This window comes from Rhizobium changzhiense (assembly GCF_013087625.1).
Taxonomy (GTDB): domain Bacteria; phylum Pseudomonadota; class Alphaproteobacteria; order Rhizobiales; family Rhizobiaceae; genus Rhizobium; species Rhizobium sophorae.
Window position 1 is genome coordinate 295224 of record NZ_JABFCQ010000006.1, and the last position, 18355, is coordinate 313578.

An 18355-nucleotide genomic window follows, 5' to 3' on the forward strand; every position below is an offset into this window, starting at 1 on the left:
GGCGGTTACTCGGTTACGGCGAAGGTGCGGTTGACCATGGTTTCCGGATCGAGCTTGGCCGGATCGATGTCCTGCGCTTCAGAGACACGGCGCCAGGTTTCGGCGAGGCGGGCGGTTTCGAAGGCACCGAGGCCGTCTTTCTCCGTCACCTCGTTGAAGATCAACGGCAGCGTGTCCTTGAGCGAACCCTGGACATCTTCCGAGCCGAGTTCCGGTACGATGGCGGTGACAGCAGCGGCAGCCTTCTCCGGATTTTCCTTGGCGAATTCGACGGATTTCTTGTAGGCGGCGATAAAGCGGGCGGCGACCTGCGGACGCTTGGCGAGGAAATCGTCGCTGGCGATGAGAGATGCGGAATAAAGCTCGAGCCCGGCTGCCGACCATGGCAGGGCAACGATCTCTTTGCCAGCTTCCTTGCCTTGGTTGCTGTAGCGCGTCAGGTCGGTCATCCAGGCGATGATGCCGTCGGCATTGCCGGTCATCAGCAGCGGGCCGAGTGCACCGGGATCGGCCTTGATGAGCTTGATATCCGCCATGTCGATGCCGGCATCCTTGAGGACCAGCGGCAGGTAGACATTCGACGACGTGAAGGGCGACGTCGCGATCGTCTTGCCCTTGACGTCAGCGACGCTTGCGATCGAACCGCCCTTGGCGACGTAGAAGGCATGCGGCCCCTTGTTGAACAGCGACATGACGGCGGTCACCTTGACGCCTTCATTGGCGCGGGCGGCCATCAGGGCGCCGATATCGGAAATACCGATGTCGGAGGACGCGGAGGCAAGGCGCGAGATGGCGTCGGTCGAGCCGCGACCGGAGGCGATCTCCACCTCAAGGCCGGCGTCCGAACAGAAACCTTCCTGGATGCAGACGTAGATCGGCGCCTTGTCGCCACCCGGCAGCCAATCGAGCTGAAAGATCACCTTGTCGGCGGCGGAGGCGGCGCCGGCAGAAAGGGTTGCGGCAAGTGCATAGAAGGCAAGCTTGGTGCGGGACATGGGTCGACCTTTCGCAATTGGTGTTCGGTTTTTAAGGACGGATAGTGATTGGCGACGCGCTCCGGGTCGAAGCCATCCGCGACGAGCCTGGCAATTGCGCAATCGCGTTTTTCAGGACGCTTGCTGCTCAGGCATGCAAAGCAACGCTGCGCGCGAAGGTGATCAGCTCCCGCGTCGATCTCTGCGGATGTCGGGGCGAAATGGCTGGTTTTTCCCTGCATTAGGACACCTCCTCGACAGATTTACCCGTCGAGCAATGTCCAGAACCGAGGCTCAGACCGCTTCTACTCGCAGGTCTTTTGTCTCATGAATATCCGGCGTTCTGCAAGATTTTATACGCTTCAATTCTTGTGCTGAAAAAACAGGCGAAATTGACGGGATTGAGGTTGAAGTGAGCAGGATCTTCAGTAAGATGATTGAAATAAAAGGAGAAATTCCTCTGCAATCGAGTGGGGCGGCGGCTGAAGAAATAAGCGTTCTAATATTTAGAGCGCTTAGCTCGTAATTTTCTTGTCGCACCTTCAGCTTGCATCTGCGTTTTCCGGCGCATTTTTCTTGTGAGCGACCCGCATCTGGACGGTTTCCAATGCCTCCTTCGTATGCAGGCGATCGCCCATTGCCTTGGGCAGTCAACATGTCTGAAGTTGAACTCGAGCATATGCCGAAGCGCACGAGAGCGCCCAGATGACCATGAATTGGCGTTTCAGCCGCAGTCGAGAAGCGGACTTCGGGGCCGTAACGTTTACGATTCAGCTGTTTTCAAAGGCTGAGAGACCCGCATATCTCTAACGACGGCATCGTCAGGCCACGGACGCTATGCCTATTACGACACGGTGCCCGATCTCGGCGTGATGATCGAACTGCTGGAATTCGACAGCGACAAAGAAGCTCAGCCGAAGCAGGCCCGAGAGATTACAGCATCTGTGCAATCCGTCTCGGGCTTGTTTCCGTTGCGGTTGCAGCCTCGACGAAATCGAGCCCGATATCCAGCACCGGCGCGCTGTGCGTCAGCCAGCCGACCGAAATGAGGTCGACGCCGGAAGCCGCGATTGCGGCGGCCGTTACCGGGGTGACCCGGCCGGATGCCTCGGTGATGGCCCGGCCGGCGACGATGGCGACGGCCTCGCGCAGCTGATCCGGCGTCATATTGTCGAGCAGAACGGCGTCGACGCCGGTCTCCATCGCTTCGCGTAGCTGATCGAGCGTATCCACTTCGACCTCGATCTTCACCAGATGACCGACGCCTGCCCGCGCTCGGCGGATCGCCTCAGCGACGCCGCCAGCGATGGCGACATGATTATCCTTGATCAGCACCGCGTCATAAAGGGCGAAACGGTGGTTCATACCGCCGCCTGCTCGCACCGCATACTTCTCCAGCGCCCTCAGCCCCGGCGTCGTCTTCCGCGTGCAGGCGACGGAAGCCTTGGTGCCGCGGATGGCGGCGGCGATCCCTGCCGTTACCGTGGCGATACCTGAGAGATGGCCGAGGAAATTCAGCGCGGTGCGCTCGCCGCTCAGCAGGCCGCGCGAGGGGCCTTCGATGGTGGCGATCACGTCGCCGGGCTTGACCGCTTCGCCGTCCTGGAGATGGCGGCGCATGACGATCTCGGGATCGACGAGGGTGAAGGCGAGTTCGGCGGCATCGAGACCGGCGATCACGCCCGGCTGGCGGGCCGCCATCACCACCGTCGAGCGGTGATCGTGGGGGATGACCGAGGCCGAGGTGATATCGCCGGCAAGGCCGAGATCTTCGAGCAGGGCGGCCCGCACCAAGGGTTCGACGATCAGGCGCTGGAGGGGAACGAGGCTCATCTCAGGCACTCCTTGCAAGGGCATAGGGTGGGGTCGCTCGGGCGATCTCCAGAACGTCGGAAAGGCACATCTGGCGCCGGTTGGCGTTGGTGAGCTTCAGCGGAAAATCGGTGCGGGCATGGGCGCCCCGCGATTCCATCCGCAGGCTGGCAAAGACGGCGACCGAGAGCGCGACGATGGCCGGATCGGCGGCAGGGCCGCTGCCTTCGGCAAGCGGCAGCAGGGCGGCGATCGCGCCATGAATGGCGCCGGCATTGCGCAGCACGCCGAGATGACGCGAGACGATCGGCCGCACGAATGACGCATCGGCCGGCGCCGGGAGACTTCCGGTGGAGATGGTGCCGGTACCACTTCCCGGCATGCCTGATATGTTGCGCGCCGCCCGCATGCCCATGACAGCCGCCTCCAGCAGCGAATTGCTGGCAAGCCGGTTTGCGCCGTGCAGGCCGGTCGAGGCCGCCTCTCCCGCGACCCAGAGACCGGGAACCGAGCTGCGGCCATTTGCATCCGTGGCCACACCGCCCATGTGATAGTGAACGGCCGGGCGAACCGGAATGAGGTCTTTCGCCGGATCGATGCCGGCCTCGCCGCAAAGGGCGGAGATGACAGGAAAGCGGGCGGCAAAGCGGCTGCCGAGAGCAGCGCGGGCATCGAGGAAGACTCGTCCGCCACGGGCGATTTCGGCGCTGATCGCCCGCGCCACCACGTCGCGCGGCGCAAGCTCAGCGCCTGGAATGCGGGCCATGAACCGGTCGCCGCGCTCGTTGAGGAGCAAAGCCCCCTCGCCGCGTACCGCCTCGCTGATGAGCGCCAGCGGCCGGCGGCGTGAATCGAGCGCGGTCGGATGGAACTGGACGAATTCCATATCGGCGAGCGCTGCACCGGCTCTTGCCGCCAGCGCGATCCCCTGGCCGAAATTGCCCATTGGATTGGTGGTCGCGTCGTAAAGCCCGCCGATGCCCCCGGTGGCGAGCACCACCTTCGCTGTCGGCAGAATGACGGCGCCTTTCGCGGTCGCGCAGAGCAGACCGGCGACCTTTTCGCCATCCATCAGAATCCGCCGCGCCTCGAAGCCTTCAAGCACTGATATAGCTGGCGTTTTCATCACCGCCTCGATCAGCGCGGCGATGATCGCCGCACCCGAGCCGTCGCCTTCGGCATGGGCGATACGGTGGCGATTATGGGCCGCCTCCAGCCCGAGCGAGAGTTCGCCGGCGGCATTCCGGTCGAAACGCACGCCGGCTTGCTCCAGCGCGGCGATCGCCGCCGGTGCCTCGGCGATGATGTCGGCGGCGACCACCGGATCGCAGAGCCCGTCACCGGCCGCAAGCGTATCGGCAAGATGCAGCGCCGCGCTGTCGTCGGCGCCGACGCTGGCGGCGATGCCGCCCTGCGCCCAGGCGCTCGACGTCTCCGCGCCAAGGGCCGCGCGGGTGACGATCACGGAGGGTTCAGGCGCCAGTGTCAGCGCGGTCATCAATCCGGCAAGCCCGCTGCCGACGATCACCGTACGTCCGGCAAGATGGTCGAGGACCTCGGTCATATCGCCAGCATCCTCTCGACGGCGCGGCGCGCGGCCATGGCAATCGCCGGATCGACCGTCACCTCGTGGCGGTTCTCCTCGAGGGCGGCGCGGATGTTGGCCAGGGTGATCCGCTTCATATGCGGGCAGAGATTGCAGGGTCGAATGAACTCGACATCGGGATGATGCACGGCGACATTGTCGCTCATCGAGCATTCGGTGAGCAGCACGACCCGCGCCGGCTTCTGCTGGCCGACATAGTCCGACATGACAGCGGTGGAGCCGGCGAAATCGGCTTCGGCCACGACGTCGGGCGGGCATTCGGGATGGGCGAGCACGGTCACGCCCGGATGGTTTTCGCGCAACTGACGCACATCCTCGGCGGTGAAGAGTTCATGCACCTCGCAATGGCCATGCCAGGCGATGATCTCGACATTCGTCTCGCGGGCGACGTTGCGCGCCAGATATTCGTCCGGGATCATCAGCACCTTCGGCACGCCGAGCGATTCTACTACTTGTTTTGCATTGCCCGAGGTGCAGCAGATGTCGGAGGCAGCCTTTACCGCGGCCGAGGTATTGACATAGGTGACGATGGGCACGCCGGGATGGACCTGGCGCAGCAGCGCGATATCCGCGGGCGTGATCGAATCCGCCAGCGAACAGCCGGCGCCGAGATCCGGGATCAGCACGGTTTTCTCGGGGTTCAGCAGCTTGGCGGTTTCAGCCATGAAATGCACGCCGGCAAGCACGATGACGTCGGCGTCGACCTCGATCGCCTTGCGGGCGAGCGCCAGGCTGTCGCCTACGATATCGGCCACGCCGTGGAAGATCTCCGGTGTCTGATAGTTGTGCGCGAGAATGACGGCGTTGCGGCGGCGCTTGAGCTCGAGGATGGCGTCGACGTCATTCTCGAATGTCAGCCATTCGGCTTTGGGAATGACGCGGCTGACACGCTCGTAGAGCGAGGATGCGGAAACAGGATGATTCATGACCGGCTCCTAATTATGCTCTATCTGAGCATATCATAGGCAAAGAGATATTCTCACGGTGAGCATATGTCAATTGCGAGAGAGCGGTAATTTTGTTCCGGCCAGCGCCCGTTCTTCGAGCACGGTGTGGCGGAAGCGGAAAAGCTTGGCCGGCCGGCCGCCGGTTTCGCTTTCGGTTCGGCCGGTTTCCTCGACCAGTTCCTGCTGTTCGATGAGGCGGCGGAAATTCTGCTTGTGCAGCGTCAGTCCCGCCAAGGCCTCGATGGTGCGCTGCAGCCTCAACAGCGTAAAACTCTCCGGCATCAGCTCGAAGACGACGGGGCGGTATTTGATCTTGGCGCGCAGCCGGGCGATACCGGTCGCGAGAATACGCCGGTGATCGGCAAACATTGCGCTGCCGAGATTGGCCTCCGCGTCGCATCCGGCTTCCGCGACGAGCCTTGCTTCGTAAAGCAGTTCGTAGCGCTGCAGCGCCAGATCCTCGTTCCAGCCGCCGCCGTCGAGGCCGAAGGTGAAATCCGCCCGGCGATGGCGATGGTCACGCCTTGCCGGATCGGCATCGGCCCAGTTCCTCAGGCGCGCCATGATCTCGTCAAGCACGGCCGGCCGGCCCTGCCGGTGGTCTTCCCAGGGGAAATATTCGTACCAGCCATGCCATCCCGGCCGGCCGGCGCCCGACTGCTCGTTTACGAGGCCGAGATAACTGATCGAGATCGTCCGCCCGCCCGGGATGTCGTTGTTCCGGTCGCGGTCGGCGAAGGTGTAGAGCTGTTCGAGATAACCGACGGGATGCTCCGTCTGCTCCTGCACCCATTCGCGCAAGCCCGACTGCAGGGTGCGATGCCCCATCTCGAAAGGGCCTGACGGCAGCGCATTGCCGGAACGGATGGTCATGACGCGCGGTTCGTCCCCCGTCACCGCGACGAGCACCGCAATCAATTCCGCATGCGCAAAGCCGATCGTCACAGGGGACCGAATACTCCGTTCCGAATGAATCGAACGGATAATTCCTGACACAGGCCGGGACGGAAGCCAATGGAGAGGAAGCGCCTTTGCGGCGCTTCCCACATCATCGAGGCAATAGAACTCGTTTGCGCTCAGCTATTGTCCGTCTCACTCCCCAGCCGGTCCAGGAAAACCTTCAGCTCCGCCTCGTCGATACCGACGTTGTGGCGCTTTTCTGGATAGGCGCCGGTCCGGACATCCTCGGCAAATTCCGTGAAGGCGGCGATGCGCTCGCGCTGCAGCCGGTCGTGTTCGGCGGCAAAGTCACGATAGACCTTGGCATGGCGGGGGTAGTGGTCGCGATTGGCGCCGAGCACATCGTCGGCGAAGAGATATTGGGCGTCGCAGCCGCTGCCTGCTCCCATGGAGATCATCAGCATCGAGGTGTTGCTGCTGATCGCGGCAGCGACATCCCCTGGGACGACTTCGATTTCGGCGGCGAAGGCGCCGGCCTCTTCCAGGGCCTTGGTCTGCCGCCAGATCTCGGCCGCACTTGCCGCCGTCTTGCCGACGGCGCGGAAGCCGCCGGTCCAGGTCGCCTTCGACGGGATCAGCCCGAGATGGCCACAGACTGGGATGCCCTCGTCGCGCATGCGCCGGATCGTCTGGAGGCTGGCGGCGCAATAGACCGCATCGCCGCCCGCCTTCAATGCCGCGAAGGCGGCACGCAGATAGTCCTCGGCCGAGACGTGATCGCCATATTCGAGCCCCGGAATGGCAAAGGGCGTCGGGGCGATCTCGCGAAAGACCGGGCCGAGCAGCGAGGGCGGCACCGAGACGATGTCGATGCCCGCCTTTTCCGCCGCTTCCGCCTCCTCCAGCGAGGTGACGCGCAGCATGGTGAGCTGGCGCTTGCCCTTTTCCGCAAGCAGATCGGCGACGGTCGCGCGTCTATGTTTCTTCATCGTCAATTCCTTTGAAAATATCGGGTGAATATATCGGCCGGCTCAGGCGGCCAGCAGGGATTTCAGTTTGATGTCGTTGGCTGCGAGCGCTGCCGGGTCGGGATGGGCGCGCGCGGCGATCAGCATTTCGGCGAGGCGGATGTCGCGTGCCACCGCATTGCCCGGCCCGATGCCGCTTGCAGCGATCAATCGTCCGCCAGCGTCGAGATGGAAGAGAATGAAGGCGCCTGCGCCGAGCTCGCGGCGCTGATGCGTGATGGCTCCTTCAGCAAGGCCTGATATCTGCAGCGTCATGTCGTATTGATCCGACCAGAACCACGGCACCGCCGAAACGGCCTCGTTAAGGCCGAGCATGTTGGCCGCGGCCAATGTGCCCTGCTCCTGGGCATTGCGCCAGGATTCGAGCCGCACCCGCCGGCCACCATAGATCGACAGCGGAAAGGAGCAGCAATCGCCAGCGGCAAAGACATCTGGTGCGGAGGTCTGGAGATAGGTGTCGACGGCAATGCCATTGTCGATGGTAAGGCCCGCTCTTTCGGCGATCTCGATATTCGGCCGTGCACCGATGCCGACAAGGACGAGATCGGCTTCGACCACCTCGCCGGTCGACAATCTGATCAGGGCTTTTCCGTTTTCCTCAGTCAGCGTCTCGATGGAGACACCGCAGCGGATATCGACGCCCTCGGCGCGATGGCGCTCGGTGAGCAGATGGGCGATCTCCGCCGGCACGCCACGCTTTAGCACGCGTTCCAGCCCCTCGATGACGGTGACCTCGGCACCGAGCAGCCGCGCCGTGGCCGCAAGTTCCAGTCCGATGAAGCCGCCGCCGATGATGGCGATATGCTTCCCCGGCTTCATGACATCGCGCAATGCCGCCGCATCGTGATGCGTCCGCAGCGAACGAATATGTCGGCTGCCTTCCGATGCGCCGGGGAATGACCGCGCGGCCGCACCCGTCGCAAGCAGAAGCTTGTCGTAGGAAAGCACGGTGCCGTCCGAAAGCGTGACGGTCCTGGATCCGGTATCGAGATCCTTTGCCTCGAGGCCGGTCAGCAGCCGGATGCCGTTTTCGGCGTATTTTTCCGCCGCGGCGATGAATTTCGGATCGCCCGCATCGGTGGAGCCGGCCTTCGAAAGCGGCGGCCGTTCATAAGGCGGAAGAGGCTCGGCGCCAACCAGCGTGATCTCGCCGTCAAAACCCTTTTCCCGCAAGGCGAAGGCGGCGCGCGCCCCGCATTCGCCTGCGCCCAGGATAACGAAATGTGTCACAGCAGCCTCCCTCAGAGCGAGATGAAGACGGCGCCGTCTTCGATCTTGACCGGATAGGTCTTGAGATTGACGCAGACCGGCGCACCCTTGGCTTCGCCCGTCTTGTAGTTGAAGCGGCCGTTATGTTTCGGACATTCGATGATCTCATCCATGACGAGCCCGTCGGCGAGATGGATATGTTCATGCGTGCAGAGCCCGTCGGTGGCGAAGAATTCGTCGTCCGGGCTGCGATAGACCGCGAAGGTGCGCCCGTCGTGATCGAAGCGGATGACATCCTCTTCGTCGATCTCGTCCTTGCCGCAGACCTGGATCCAGTTTCCGCTCATCTTGTCCTCCCTCGATTGTGATTATTGCGCGGCCGGAGCCAGCTCGTTGTGGAATTCTTCGCGATAGGGCCGCGCGGTGGCCGGCAATTCGCGCTTCAGGAAATAATCCTCGTTGCGCAGTTGGCGCAGGAAGGCCGGGATCATCTCGCGGTAGCCGGACAGGATCGACGCGTTCGGCGCCGGCAGGTCGTGCTTGATCATCGCGTGCAGCTGGGGCAGCGCGTGGTAGGGCACCATCGGAAACATGTGATGTTCGACGTGGTAGTTCATGTTCCAGTAGATGAAGCGGCTGATGGGGTTCATGTAGACCGTACGGCTGTTCAGCCGGTGGTCGATGACATTGTCGGCAAGACCGCCATGCTGCAGCAGTCCGGTCAGCACATGGTGCCAGGCGCCGTAGAGGCGCGGCAGGCCGATCAGCATCAGCGGCAGGAGCGAGCCCATGGCGATGGCGGCTGCGATCGTCGCGACATAGATCGCCAGCCAGATGCGGGCGAAACGGATCGCTTTTGGCTGCTCCATCTCCGGGATGAAGGTCTTTTCCGCCGCGCTGACGCCGCCAAAGGCATTGCGCAGCATGTCGACGACCGCATGCCAGGCGTCGAGGATGCCGAAGAAATTGAGCACCAGCCGGAAGAGGTCCGGCGGCCGCATGACGGCGATCTCGGGATCGCGGCCGACGATCACCGTATCGGTATGATGGCGCGCATGGCTCCAGCGCCAGGTCACCGGATTGCGCATGATCATGAAGCAGGCGATCTGGTAGACGGCATCGTTCATCCAGCGCGTCTTGAAGGCGGTGCCGTGACCGCATTCATGCCAGCGGCTATCCGAAGCCGAGCCGTAGAGCACGCCGTAAGCGAGGAAGAAGGGCAGCGCGATCCACGAGCCCCAGAAATAGATGCCGAGCCCGGCCAAGATCGCCATGCTGCCGAGCCAGATGACGGTGTCACGGATCGCCGGCGCATCGGAGCGCTGCATCAGCGCCTTCATCTCCTTGCGGGGAATGTCGGTGTGATACCATTCGGCTGCCGCCAGCCCCGTCTCGACGGCGGTGCGGCCGCCTTCGCCGAGCAGGTCGTAGTCACGCTTCTTTGTCTGGGTCGCCATTATCCGCCTCCCGCTATGCCCTTGCCTGGGAGAATAGGTTGACTTTGGCGGGCGCTCAATGCAGGCTTGATATAATCTATCAAAAGCCATCATGAATGGCTTGCATTCATGATTGAATCCATCAGGAACGCCCATGCGCCGTCCCACCATATCCGATCTCGCCCGCGCCTCCGGCGTCAGCGTCGCCACCGTCGACCGTGTTCTCAATGCGCGCCACCGGGTGCGAGAGGAAACAGCGCGACGGGTCTATGATGCGGCGCAATCGATCGGCTATCACGCTGTCGGGCTGATCAAGCAGCGCGTCTTCGAGGATCTGCCGCAATACAAGCTCGCCTTCCTGCTGCAGAAGCCGATGCAGCCCTTCTATCAGAGCTTCGTGCGTGAGATCGAAACCGCAGCGCGCGCGCTGACGTCCGCGCGCATCCAGACGCAGATCGACTTTCCGTCAGCCGCGACACCGGCTGCGATCGTCGAAAAGATCAAGACGCTCGGCGCCCGCAACCAGGCTGTTGCTCTCGTCGGTCCGGATTATCCGGCGGTAACGACGGCGGTCGAAGAGCTGAAGGAGCGCGGCATTCCGGTGTTTTCCCTGCTCTCCGATCTCGCCACCGGCGTGCGCGACGCCTATGTCGGCGTCAACAACCGCAAGGTCGGGCGCACCGCCGCCTGGACGATCGCGCGCACGGCGAAGAAGCCCGGCAAGGTTGCCTGTTTCGTCGGCAGCCACCGCTTTCACGGCCATGAGCTGCGGGAAATCGGCTTCCGCTCCTATTTTCGCGAGAATGCGCCGGAGTTCGATGTCGTCGACACGCTGATCAATCTCGAGACTGCCGAAATCACCCATGAGGCGACGTTGACGCTGCTGCAGAAACATTCCGATCTCGTCGGCCTCTATGTCTGCGGCGGCGGCATGGAGGGGGCGATCTCGGCGTTCCGCGAAGAAGGCGTCGGCAGCAAGATCGTGCTCGTGGTCAACGAGTTGACCCCCGACAGCAAAGCCGGTCTTGCCGACGATATCGTCGCCATGGCGATCGGGACCCCCCTGCCCGCCCTCTGCAAGGAGCTGATGGTGCTGATGACCAGCGCCATCGAAAACGGCGAAACGGCGGTTCCCGGGCAGCTCTTCCTGCCTTTCGATATTCATATTTCTGAGAACATCTAACAATGATGGAATTCCGTCATTTCGTTGGAAATTCTCTCAGCAATGAAAGCGAGCGCCGGCAATGACGGATGGATTGCGACGCGAATTCCGATAGAGATTCGCTGACCCATTCACGAGGACTGCTCCGCCGTGACGCGGAGATTAGGAGGAGATATCAATCATGACTACGATCCGTTTTGCGCTCAACCACATGGCCGCACCGTCGCTCGCCATCGACGACTTTTTCGCACTGGCCAGACCGCTCGGCATCGATGCCGTCGAGATCCGCAACGACCTTTCCGGCAATGCCATCCTTGACGGCACCAAGCCCGAAGCGATCAAGGAGGCTGCCGCCCGCCATGGGCTGACGATCATCTCGATCAATGCCCTGCAGCGCTTCAACGAGTGGAACGCGACAAGGGCGGCCGAAGCGCAGGAACTGATCGATTATGCCAGCGCGTCGGGCGCCAAGGCGCTCGTCCTCGTGCCGAAGAACGACGGCACCGGCTGCGCCGATGGCGAACGGCAGGTCAATCTGCGCCAGTCTTTGGCCGCGCTGAAGCCGATGCTCGAGAAAGCCGGCATTATCGGTCTCGTCGAGCCGCTCGGTTTCGAGATCTGCTCGCTGCGCTCGAAGACCGAGGCGGCCGAGGCGATCAAGGAACTCGGCGCGGAATCGACCTTCAGGCTTGTCCACGATACTTTCCACCATCACCTTGCCGGCGAAGCCGCGACCTTCCCTGAGCTCTCCGGCCTCGTGCACATCTCGGGCGTCAGCGACCACGCGGTTTCCGTTGCCGATATGCGCGATTCCCATCGCGTGCTCGTCGACGGCGACGACCGGCTCGACAATGCCGGGCAGATCAAGGCGTTACTGCAGGCGGGCTATGCCGGCCCGTTCTCCTTCGAGCCCTTCGCGGCGGAGGTGCATGCGCTGAAGGATCCGGCCGGCGCGCTTCGCGCCAGCATGGAGTATCTCAGCGCGCGGGTCTAAAAGCCGCGCGGTCGCTTGACGCTACTCTCTACCTCTGAACCGACGCTGATAGGCCGGATCGTAGAGCGAGCTTTCGCGGAAATCTTCCACTGCCAGCGATGGGCCGACGAAGATGATCGCCGTGCGTTCGATCGGTTCGGCGGCAACCTTTGCCTCGATATCGGCGAGCGTGCCGCGCAGGATGCGCTCGTCCGGCCAGGAGGCCTTGACGACGATTGCGACCGGGCAGTCGATGCCGTAAAGCGGGGTCAATTCTTCCACCACTTGCTTCAGCGCATGGATGGCCAGATGGATCGCCAGCGTGGCGCCCGTCGCGCCGAATTTCGCCAGTGTCTCGTCGTTGGGCATTGGTGACGCGCGGCCGGAAACGCGGGTCAGCACTAGGCTCTGCGCCACAGCCGGGATCGTCAGTTCACGCCCAAGCGTCGAGGCTGCGGCGGCAAAGGCTGGAACTCCTGGTGTCATCGTATAGTCGATGCCGTGTTTTTGAAGCCGGCGCACCTGTTCGGCCACGGCACTCCAGACCGAGAGATCGCCGGAATGCAGCCGGGCGACATCCTGGCCGGCCGCAGCAGCGCGAAGATATTCTGCCTCGATCTCGTCGAGCGACATCGGCGCTGTATCGACGATGCGTGCGCCCGGCGGGCAATATTGCAGCAGTTCGGGCGAAACGATCGAGCCGGCATAAAGGCAGACCGGGCATCGGGCGATGAGATCGCGGCCACGAACCGTGATCAGATCCGCAGCACCTGGTCCAGCGCCGATAAAATGCACCGTCATCTCGTCATCCTTTTGACCAGCGCCACTGCGTCACCGGCATGGCCGGCCGCCAACCGCTCATGACGCCCACGGCGCCTGCGCGCGATATTTCGATCCGTGTCAGCGTGCCGCCGCGTTTGGCGTGTTCAGAGAGCAGCACGGCTTCCATCTCCAAGGTCACGGCATTGGCGACGAGCCGCCCTCCCCGCTTCAGCGCGGCAATCGCGGCGTCGATGACGCCAGCTTCGCTGCCGCCGCCGCCGAGGAAGATCGCATCGGGTTCCGGCAGGCCCGCAAGCGCGCCGGGCGCGATACCTTCGATGACGGCAAGATGCGGCACGCCGAAGGCGGATGCGTTGCGGGCGACGCGTGCCGCCCGCTCCGGCGACTGCTCGACGGCGATGGCTTTCAGGCTGGGATCGGCGAGCATCCATTCGATGCCGATCGATCCCGAGCCTGCACCGATATCCCAGAGCAGCTCGCCGTGACGCGGTGCGAGCGCCGACAGCGTCATCGCCCGGATTTCGCGTTTGGTGATCTGCCCGTCATGCTCGAACAGCTCGTCCTCGAGCCCTGCGGTAAAAGGCAGAATGCGAGCCCCCTCCCCTGCCGCAACATCGACTGCGCAGACATTCAGGGGATCGATGTTCAGAAGATCGAAATCCGCCGCCACTGCACTTCTCTGCCGCTCCCGAGCACCGCCAAGCGCCTCGAGCACTGTAAGTCGCGACTGACCGAAGCCAGCAGCAGTCAGCAGGGCAGCCAGATCGCCGGCCCCCTTCTCGTCCGAGGTCAGCGCGATGATGCGTCGTCCGGGGTGCAGATGCGGCCGGATCAGGTCGACCGGCCTTCCATGCAGCGAAATCGTCGCGACGTCCTGCAGCGGCCAGCCAAGGCGGGACGCGGCAAGGCTGAAGGCCGAGGGTGCGGGGATGGTGCGCATCTCTTCCGCGGCCACGTAGCGGGAGAGCGTTGCGCCGACGCCATAGAGAAAGGGATCGCCGGAGGCGAGCACGACAACAGGCGTGCCGCGCCTTTCGAGGATAGCGTCGACCGAGCGCTCGAACGGGCTCTGCCAGGAAAGCCTTTCGCCTATGATCAGCGATGCAGCGAGTGCATGATGCCGCGCGCCGCCGAAGACGGCAGGTGCGGCCGCGATCAGCCTCTTCGCTTCCTCGCCCAGCCCTTCTGGACCATCTTCGCCGATGCCGATAATAGTCAGCCAGCGCTGGCCGGACGCAGGAGAGACATCAGACATGGGAAGACCCCGCATCCTGATCCTTGGCGGCACCAGCGAGGCGCGGCTGCTGGCTGAGGCGCTCGCGGGGCGTGATGATTGCGATGTTCTTCTGTCGCTTGCCGGCCGCACCGAAAAACCGGCCGCGCAGCCTGTTCCGGTTCGTATCGGCGGTTTCGGCGGCGCTGCCGCACTTGCCGATTTCCTGAAGGCCGGCGGATGTGACCTGTTGATCGACGCCACCCACCCTTTCGCCGAGCGCATTTCGGCCAATGCCGCTTTCGCGGCTGAGACCACCGGCATTGCTGCCATCGCTTTGCGCCGTCCCGAATGGCAACGCCGGCCGGGCGATCGCTGGCGGGAGGTGCGGAGCATTCCGGCTGCCATCGAAGCGCTTGGCCCCTCCCCCCGCCATGTCTTCCTGGCGACGGGCCGGCAGGGCGCGCATCATGCGCAAGCCGCACCGCAACATCACTATCTCGTCCGCAGCGTCGATCCCATCGAACCGGCGCTTGCGCTTGATAATGTCGATTATGTCCTCGAGCGTGGTCCGTTCACGCTGGACGGTGAATGCGATCTGCTGAGGCAGCACGACATCGACGTCATCGTCGCCAAGAACAGCGGCGGTGCCGCCACCTATGCGAAGATCGAAGCAGCCCGCCTGCTCGGTATCGAGGTGATGATGGTCGCGCGCGCGCCGGCCTCGAACGTCAAGGCGGTCGACACTGTCGAGGCGGCGCTGGCGGCGATCGATCACCTGTTTCCTCCCGCCATGAAACGCGGCGTATAGATGAGGTCCAGCCGGCCTGGCCGCGTGACGATGCGTGTCTCGGCGGAGCCGATGATGATGCAGGTCGCCATATCGGCAATCGACGCGTCCGCGTCTGACAGCTGCTGGACTGCGATGCGCTCATCCGGCCGCCCGGCCGCCCGCCCGAAAATAACCGGCGTTGCTGGGGGCAGATGGTCACGCAACAGCTTGAAGGCGTCGCCGAGCTGCCAGGGCCGCGCCCGACTAATCGGATTATAGAGCGCGATGACAAAGCCTGCCTTCGCCGCCAACTCAAGACGTTTTTCGATTATATTCCAAGGCTTTAGATTGTCAGACAGCGATATGGCGCAGAAATCGTGGCCAAGCGGCGCGCCTGCTCTTGCCGCCACGGCCAGCATCGCCGTGATGCCGGGCAGGATGGTGAGATCGATCGCGCGCCAGGCGGCCGGCCCATTCTCGATCGCTTCGCAGACCGCGGCAGCCATGGCGAAGACGCCGGGGTCGCCGCCGGAGACGACGCAGACCTTGGCGCCATCCGCTGCCATGGCAAGGGCTGCCCCTGCCCTGCCGAGCTCCTCACGATTGTCCGAGGCATGCCGCAACTGATCGTCGCGGAGCTGCAGCCTGTCGAGATAGGGTCCGTAACCGAAGAAATCGGTTGCCTGTTCGACGACGGCGAGCACCTCCGGTGTCATCTGCTCGGGATTGCCGGGACCGGTGCCGATCACGAAAAGCCTGCCGCTCATCGGCGCGCCTCCCAGCCCGGCACCAGCACGAGCGAAAAATACGGTGCATCGCCGTCGGTCCGGTCGGCAAGCTTTTCCATCGCCGCATTCGCCATGGTGCCGCGCTCGACATAGACGGCTTCCTCAAGCCGGCCGGCCGCCGCTAAGGCCCGGCGGATCTTCGGCAGATTACGGCCGACCTTCATGATGACGGCGGCTTGCGTATCGGCAAGGCGGCGCGTCAGTTCGGTCTCGGCCATCGTACCGGGCAGTACGGTAAGGACGTCGTCTCCCTGGACGATCGGCATGCCCGCCAGCGACCAGCAGCCCGACATGGCGCTGATGCCCGGGATCACTTCCGTCGGGTACCGCGTGGAAAGCCTGACATGTAGGTGCATATAGGAGCCGTAGAAGAGCGGATCGCCTTCGCTGAGAACGGCGACAGTCAGCCCGGCATCGAGATGCCCGGCAACAGCTTTGGCGGACAGATCGTAGAATTGGGTGATCAGCCTCTGATAGCGTTCGTCGTTCTTGTCGATTTCGGTCGTCACTGGATAATAGAGCGGCAGCAACGTCACCCCGGATTTCAGCAGCGGCTCGACGATCGCCTTGCCGTTGCCGCCCCTGCCCTGCTTGGCGAAATAGGCGATCACATCCGCGCCTTCGATGGCGCGCACGGCTTTGAGGGTGAGGAGCTCCGGATCGCCGGGACCCGTGCCGACGCCGATAAGACGGCCGCTTGTCGTCATAGGCCCGGCCTCGCCAAGGCATTGATGGCGGCTGCCGTCATGGCGCTGCCGCCGAGCCGGCCGCGGACGATGGCAAAGGGTACGCCGTAGGAATTTTCCGCCAATGCATCCTTCGATTCTGCCGCGCCGACGAAACCCACGGGCATGCCGAGGATCGCCGCCGGTTTCGGGGCGCCGTCGCGCAGGAGTTCGAGCAGATGGAAGAGGGCGGTCGGTGCATTGCCGATCGCGACAACGCTGCCGCCGAGCCGATCGAGCCAGAGATGCATGGCGGCGGCAGAGCGCGTATTGCCGGTCTCGCGCGCAAGCTCCGGTGTCGCGGGATCGCGTAGAGTGCAGATCACCTCGTTCAGCGCCGGCAGCCGCGCCCGAGTGACGCCCTGGGATACCATCTCTGCGTCGCAGAAGATCGGCGCCCCGCCCTTCAGTGCGGCGCGCGCCGCGCCGACGACATCGGCGGAGAAGACGAAATGCTCCGCCGCCTCGACCAGCCCGCAGGCATGGATCATGCGCACGGCGATTTCGGCTTGATCGTCGGTGAAGCGCGAAAGATCGGCCTCGGCGCGGATAATGGCAAAGGAACGCTCGTAGATCGCATCGCCGCTGCGGATATAATCGTAGTCTGGCATTCCTATTCCTGTCGCAGCGCCTTCGAAACGCCGGTTGCGCCAAGCCGTGTAAGGCAGGCGGCGGTCGATTCGCCAGCGTCTTTGTTGTCTTCGATGGACCGGGCGAGCCTCTCTATAGCGAAATCGATCCGACCGCCAGCGATCAGTTCGTCCGGCTGATCCGCCGCTAGGCCATTGAGGATGAGGCCATAACCTTCCGCGGAGCCCGTCAGGGTCAGCGCCGGCCGGGCATGAGCGCAGCCCTTGGCGCAGCCGGATAGATGCAGCGTCAGCGAACCGTCGAAAAGGGCAGGTGCCACGGCAATGAGCCGGCGCGCCAAGGTCCGCGTCTCGTAGAAAGCGGAGCCGCAGGCGCCGGCGCCGGCGCAGGCGGCGATATGCTCGGTATTCTCGCCGGGCTGGGTGCTGAAGCCATGTCCTGCTGCAGCGATCTGCATAGCTGGCACTGTATCGGCGGAAAGCCCGATGAAGAAGAAACCGCGACCGGGCGCAAACCGGACGGCTGTTGCGCCACGATCCGTTGCAAGGTCAAGCAAGGCTATCAGATCGGACGCTCTCATCTGCCCGAATTCCGGCCTGACGCCGAGTATGGTTTTGCCGTCCTTAAGCCTGTGCGAGCCGGCAAGCGGCATCCCTGCCGCGCGGGACGAAATGAATTGAATGTCATCCATTGCGGGAAAACGCGCCCGCAGAAGCGCCGGATCGATATCCCTTGCACGCTTGCCCTGCCCGAGGGTCGCCAACAAGCTTAGAATCTCGCCAACGGTTGATATCGCAGCCTCCGTGGGACCGATGGCGGCCGGCATTGCAGTTTCACCGTCGCCATTGATCGCGACAAGCCAATCTGTGGGGGATTGCGCGACGATACGGATATCGGCGGACAGCGCTGACAAGCCGAAGGCTCCGCCACCGTCAACGACGAGCGAGAGCTTTGGCGCGAGCCGCGGCGAGGCAAGCAGATCGTGTAGCGTGCTGCGCAAGGCCATTTCCATAGCGGCCGGATCGCTTCTCTCCTCCGGGTCGATGCCGTGCAGTGGCGATGTCTCGATCGCCGGCCCGTCCGGCACGGTGATCCCGGCGGCATCGATATCAGCGGTGAGCTGTCCGACGGTCTCAGCCCGAAGGCCTCGGATCTGCAGATTGCCGCGGGCAGTGATTTCCAGAATGCCGTTTCCATGTGCTGCGGCAGAGCGGGCAAGGCTTGCGAATTGCGACGGCGTCAACGCGCCGCCGGCCGGCCGCAGCCGTACCAGCAAACCGTCGCCGGTCGGCATGGGCGCCGCAAGGGCGGGGCAGGCGCCGCGTCTACGCATCGCCGTCGGGCGACCGCGCAGATCCGCCTCGCCTGTCCTGTCGCTCGCCTTTGCGGCCTTAATGCTCATTCTCGATCCTCTGGCCACTTCTTACATGATCGCA

Annotated in this window: 18 protein-coding genes; 3 read left to right on the forward strand and 15 right to left on the reverse strand. The window is 63.6% G+C overall.

Annotated features, from left to right (window positions below):
• Window positions 1-5: 5 nt before the first annotated feature.
• From G9X68_RS26725 to G9X68_RS26765, 9 genes are all read right to left on the reverse strand, one after another.
• Window positions 6-995 (reverse strand): ABC transporter substrate-binding protein, encoded by a 990-nt coding sequence (locus G9X68_RS26725; RefSeq protein WP_171604935.1) that lies wholly within the window; start codon window positions 993-995, stop codon window positions 6-8.
• Window positions 996-1907: 912 nt separating this feature from the next.
• Window positions 1908-2831, reverse strand: a complete 924-nt coding sequence (gene nadC, locus G9X68_RS26730) for a carboxylating nicotinate-nucleotide diphosphorylase (protein WP_171604936.1) — start codon at window positions 2829-2831, stop codon at window positions 1908-1910.
• Window positions 2809-4350, reverse strand: coding sequence for an L-aspartate oxidase (locus tag G9X68_RS26735; protein WP_171604937.1), 1542 nt, complete (start codon window positions 4348-4350; stop codon window positions 2809-2811). Before G9X68_RS26735 ends, nadC begins: the two co-directional genes overlap by 23 nt.
• Window positions 4347-5318, reverse strand: coding sequence for a quinolinate synthase NadA (nadA, locus tag G9X68_RS26740; RefSeq protein WP_171604938.1), 972 nt, complete (start codon window positions 5316-5318; stop codon window positions 4347-4349). The genes G9X68_RS26735 and nadA overlap by 4 nt, the downstream gene beginning before the upstream one ends.
• Window positions 5319-5387: 69 nt before the next feature.
• Window positions 5388-6386: an NrtR DNA-binding winged helix domain-containing protein gene (locus tag G9X68_RS26745; RefSeq protein WP_171604939.1), complete on the reverse strand. Its 999-nt coding sequence runs from the start codon at window positions 6384-6386 to the stop codon at window positions 5388-5390.
• Window positions 6387-6415: 29 nt separating this feature from the next.
• The gene (locus G9X68_RS26750) at window positions 6416-7228 is read right to left on the reverse strand and encodes a 3-methyl-2-oxobutanoate hydroxymethyltransferase (RefSeq protein WP_171604940.1); all 813 of its coding nucleotides are present in this window, start codon (window positions 7226-7228) and stop codon (window positions 6416-6418) included.
• A 42-nt stretch (window positions 7229-7270) separates the two neighbouring features.
• Complete coding sequence (locus G9X68_RS26755) at window positions 7271-8497, reverse strand: FAD-dependent oxidoreductase (RefSeq protein WP_171604941.1); 1227 nt, start codon at window positions 8495-8497, stop codon at window positions 7271-7273.
• An 11-nt stretch (window positions 8498-8508) separates the two neighbouring features.
• Window positions 8509-8823: a MocE family 2Fe-2S type ferredoxin gene (locus G9X68_RS26760; RefSeq protein ID WP_028758296.1), complete on the reverse strand. Its 315-nt coding sequence runs from the start codon at window positions 8821-8823 to the stop codon at window positions 8509-8511.
• Between the two features lie 21 nt (window positions 8824-8844).
• Entirely contained in the window at window positions 8845-9933 is a 1089-nt protein-coding gene (locus G9X68_RS26765) for a fatty acid desaturase family protein (RefSeq protein WP_171604942.1), read from the reverse strand.
• Window positions 9934-10066: 133 nt separating this feature from the next.
• On the opposite strand from G9X68_RS26765, the gene G9X68_RS26770 reads away from it, so the two are divergent.
• Both G9X68_RS26770 and G9X68_RS26775 read left to right on the forward strand, forming a co-directional pair.
• Window positions 10067-11095, forward strand: a complete 1029-nt coding sequence (locus G9X68_RS26770; RefSeq protein WP_171604943.1) for a LacI family DNA-binding transcriptional regulator — start codon at window positions 10067-10069, stop codon at window positions 11093-11095.
• Between the two features lie 160 nt (window positions 11096-11255).
• Window positions 11256-12068, forward strand: a complete 813-nt coding sequence (locus G9X68_RS26775) for a TIM barrel protein (protein ID WP_171604944.1) — start codon at window positions 11256-11258, stop codon at window positions 12066-12068.
• A 21-nt stretch (window positions 12069-12089) separates the two neighbouring features.
• On the opposite strand, the gene cobM is transcribed toward G9X68_RS26775, so the two are convergent.
• Window positions 12090-12848 carry a precorrin-4 C(11)-methyltransferase gene (gene cobM, locus G9X68_RS26780; RefSeq protein WP_171604945.1) on the reverse strand — a complete coding sequence of 253 codons (759 nt, stop codon included), beginning with the start codon at window positions 12846-12848 and terminating at the stop codon, window positions 12090-12092.
• A 4-nt stretch (window positions 12849-12852) separates the two neighbouring features.
• Complete coding sequence (gene cbiE / locus G9X68_RS26785; RefSeq protein ID WP_171604946.1) at window positions 12853-14085, reverse strand: precorrin-6y C5,15-methyltransferase (decarboxylating) subunit CbiE; 1233 nt, start codon at window positions 14083-14085, stop codon at window positions 12853-12855.
• On the opposite strand from cbiE, the gene G9X68_RS26790 reads away from it, so the two are divergent.
• Window positions 14084-14854 carry a cobalt-precorrin-6A reductase gene (locus tag G9X68_RS26790; protein ID WP_171604947.1) on the forward strand — a complete coding sequence of 257 codons (771 nt, stop codon included), beginning with the start codon at window positions 14084-14086 and terminating at the stop codon, window positions 14852-14854. The two genes, cbiE and G9X68_RS26790, sit on opposite strands and share 2 nt — an antisense overlap.
• Here G9X68_RS26790 and G9X68_RS26795 read toward each other — a convergent pair.
• Genes G9X68_RS26795 through cobG form a run of 4 tightly spaced genes read right to left on the reverse strand, consistent with a single transcriptional unit; the run spans window position 14818 to window position 18321 of the window.
• A complete protein-coding gene (locus G9X68_RS26795; RefSeq protein ID WP_171604948.1) occupies window positions 14818-15582 on the reverse strand; it encodes a precorrin-3B C(17)-methyltransferase in 765 nt (254 codons plus the stop codon). The two genes, G9X68_RS26790 and G9X68_RS26795, sit on opposite strands and share 37 nt — an antisense overlap.
• Entirely contained in the window at window positions 15579-16310 is a 732-nt protein-coding gene (locus tag G9X68_RS26800; RefSeq protein WP_171604949.1) for a precorrin-2 C(20)-methyltransferase, read from the reverse strand. Before G9X68_RS26800 ends, G9X68_RS26795 begins: the two co-directional genes overlap by 4 nt.
• The gene (locus G9X68_RS26805) at window positions 16307-16939 is read right to left on the reverse strand and encodes a precorrin-8X methylmutase (protein ID WP_171604950.1); all 633 of its coding nucleotides are present in this window, start codon (window positions 16937-16939) and stop codon (window positions 16307-16309) included. The genes G9X68_RS26800 and G9X68_RS26805 overlap by 4 nt, the downstream gene beginning before the upstream one ends.
• 2 nt (window positions 16940-16941) lie before the next feature.
• Window positions 16942-18321 carry a precorrin-3B synthase gene (cobG, locus tag G9X68_RS26810; RefSeq protein ID WP_171604951.1) on the reverse strand — a complete coding sequence of 460 codons (1380 nt, stop codon included), beginning with the start codon at window positions 18319-18321 and terminating at the stop codon, window positions 16942-16944.
• Window positions 18322-18355 lie beyond the last annotated feature (34 nt).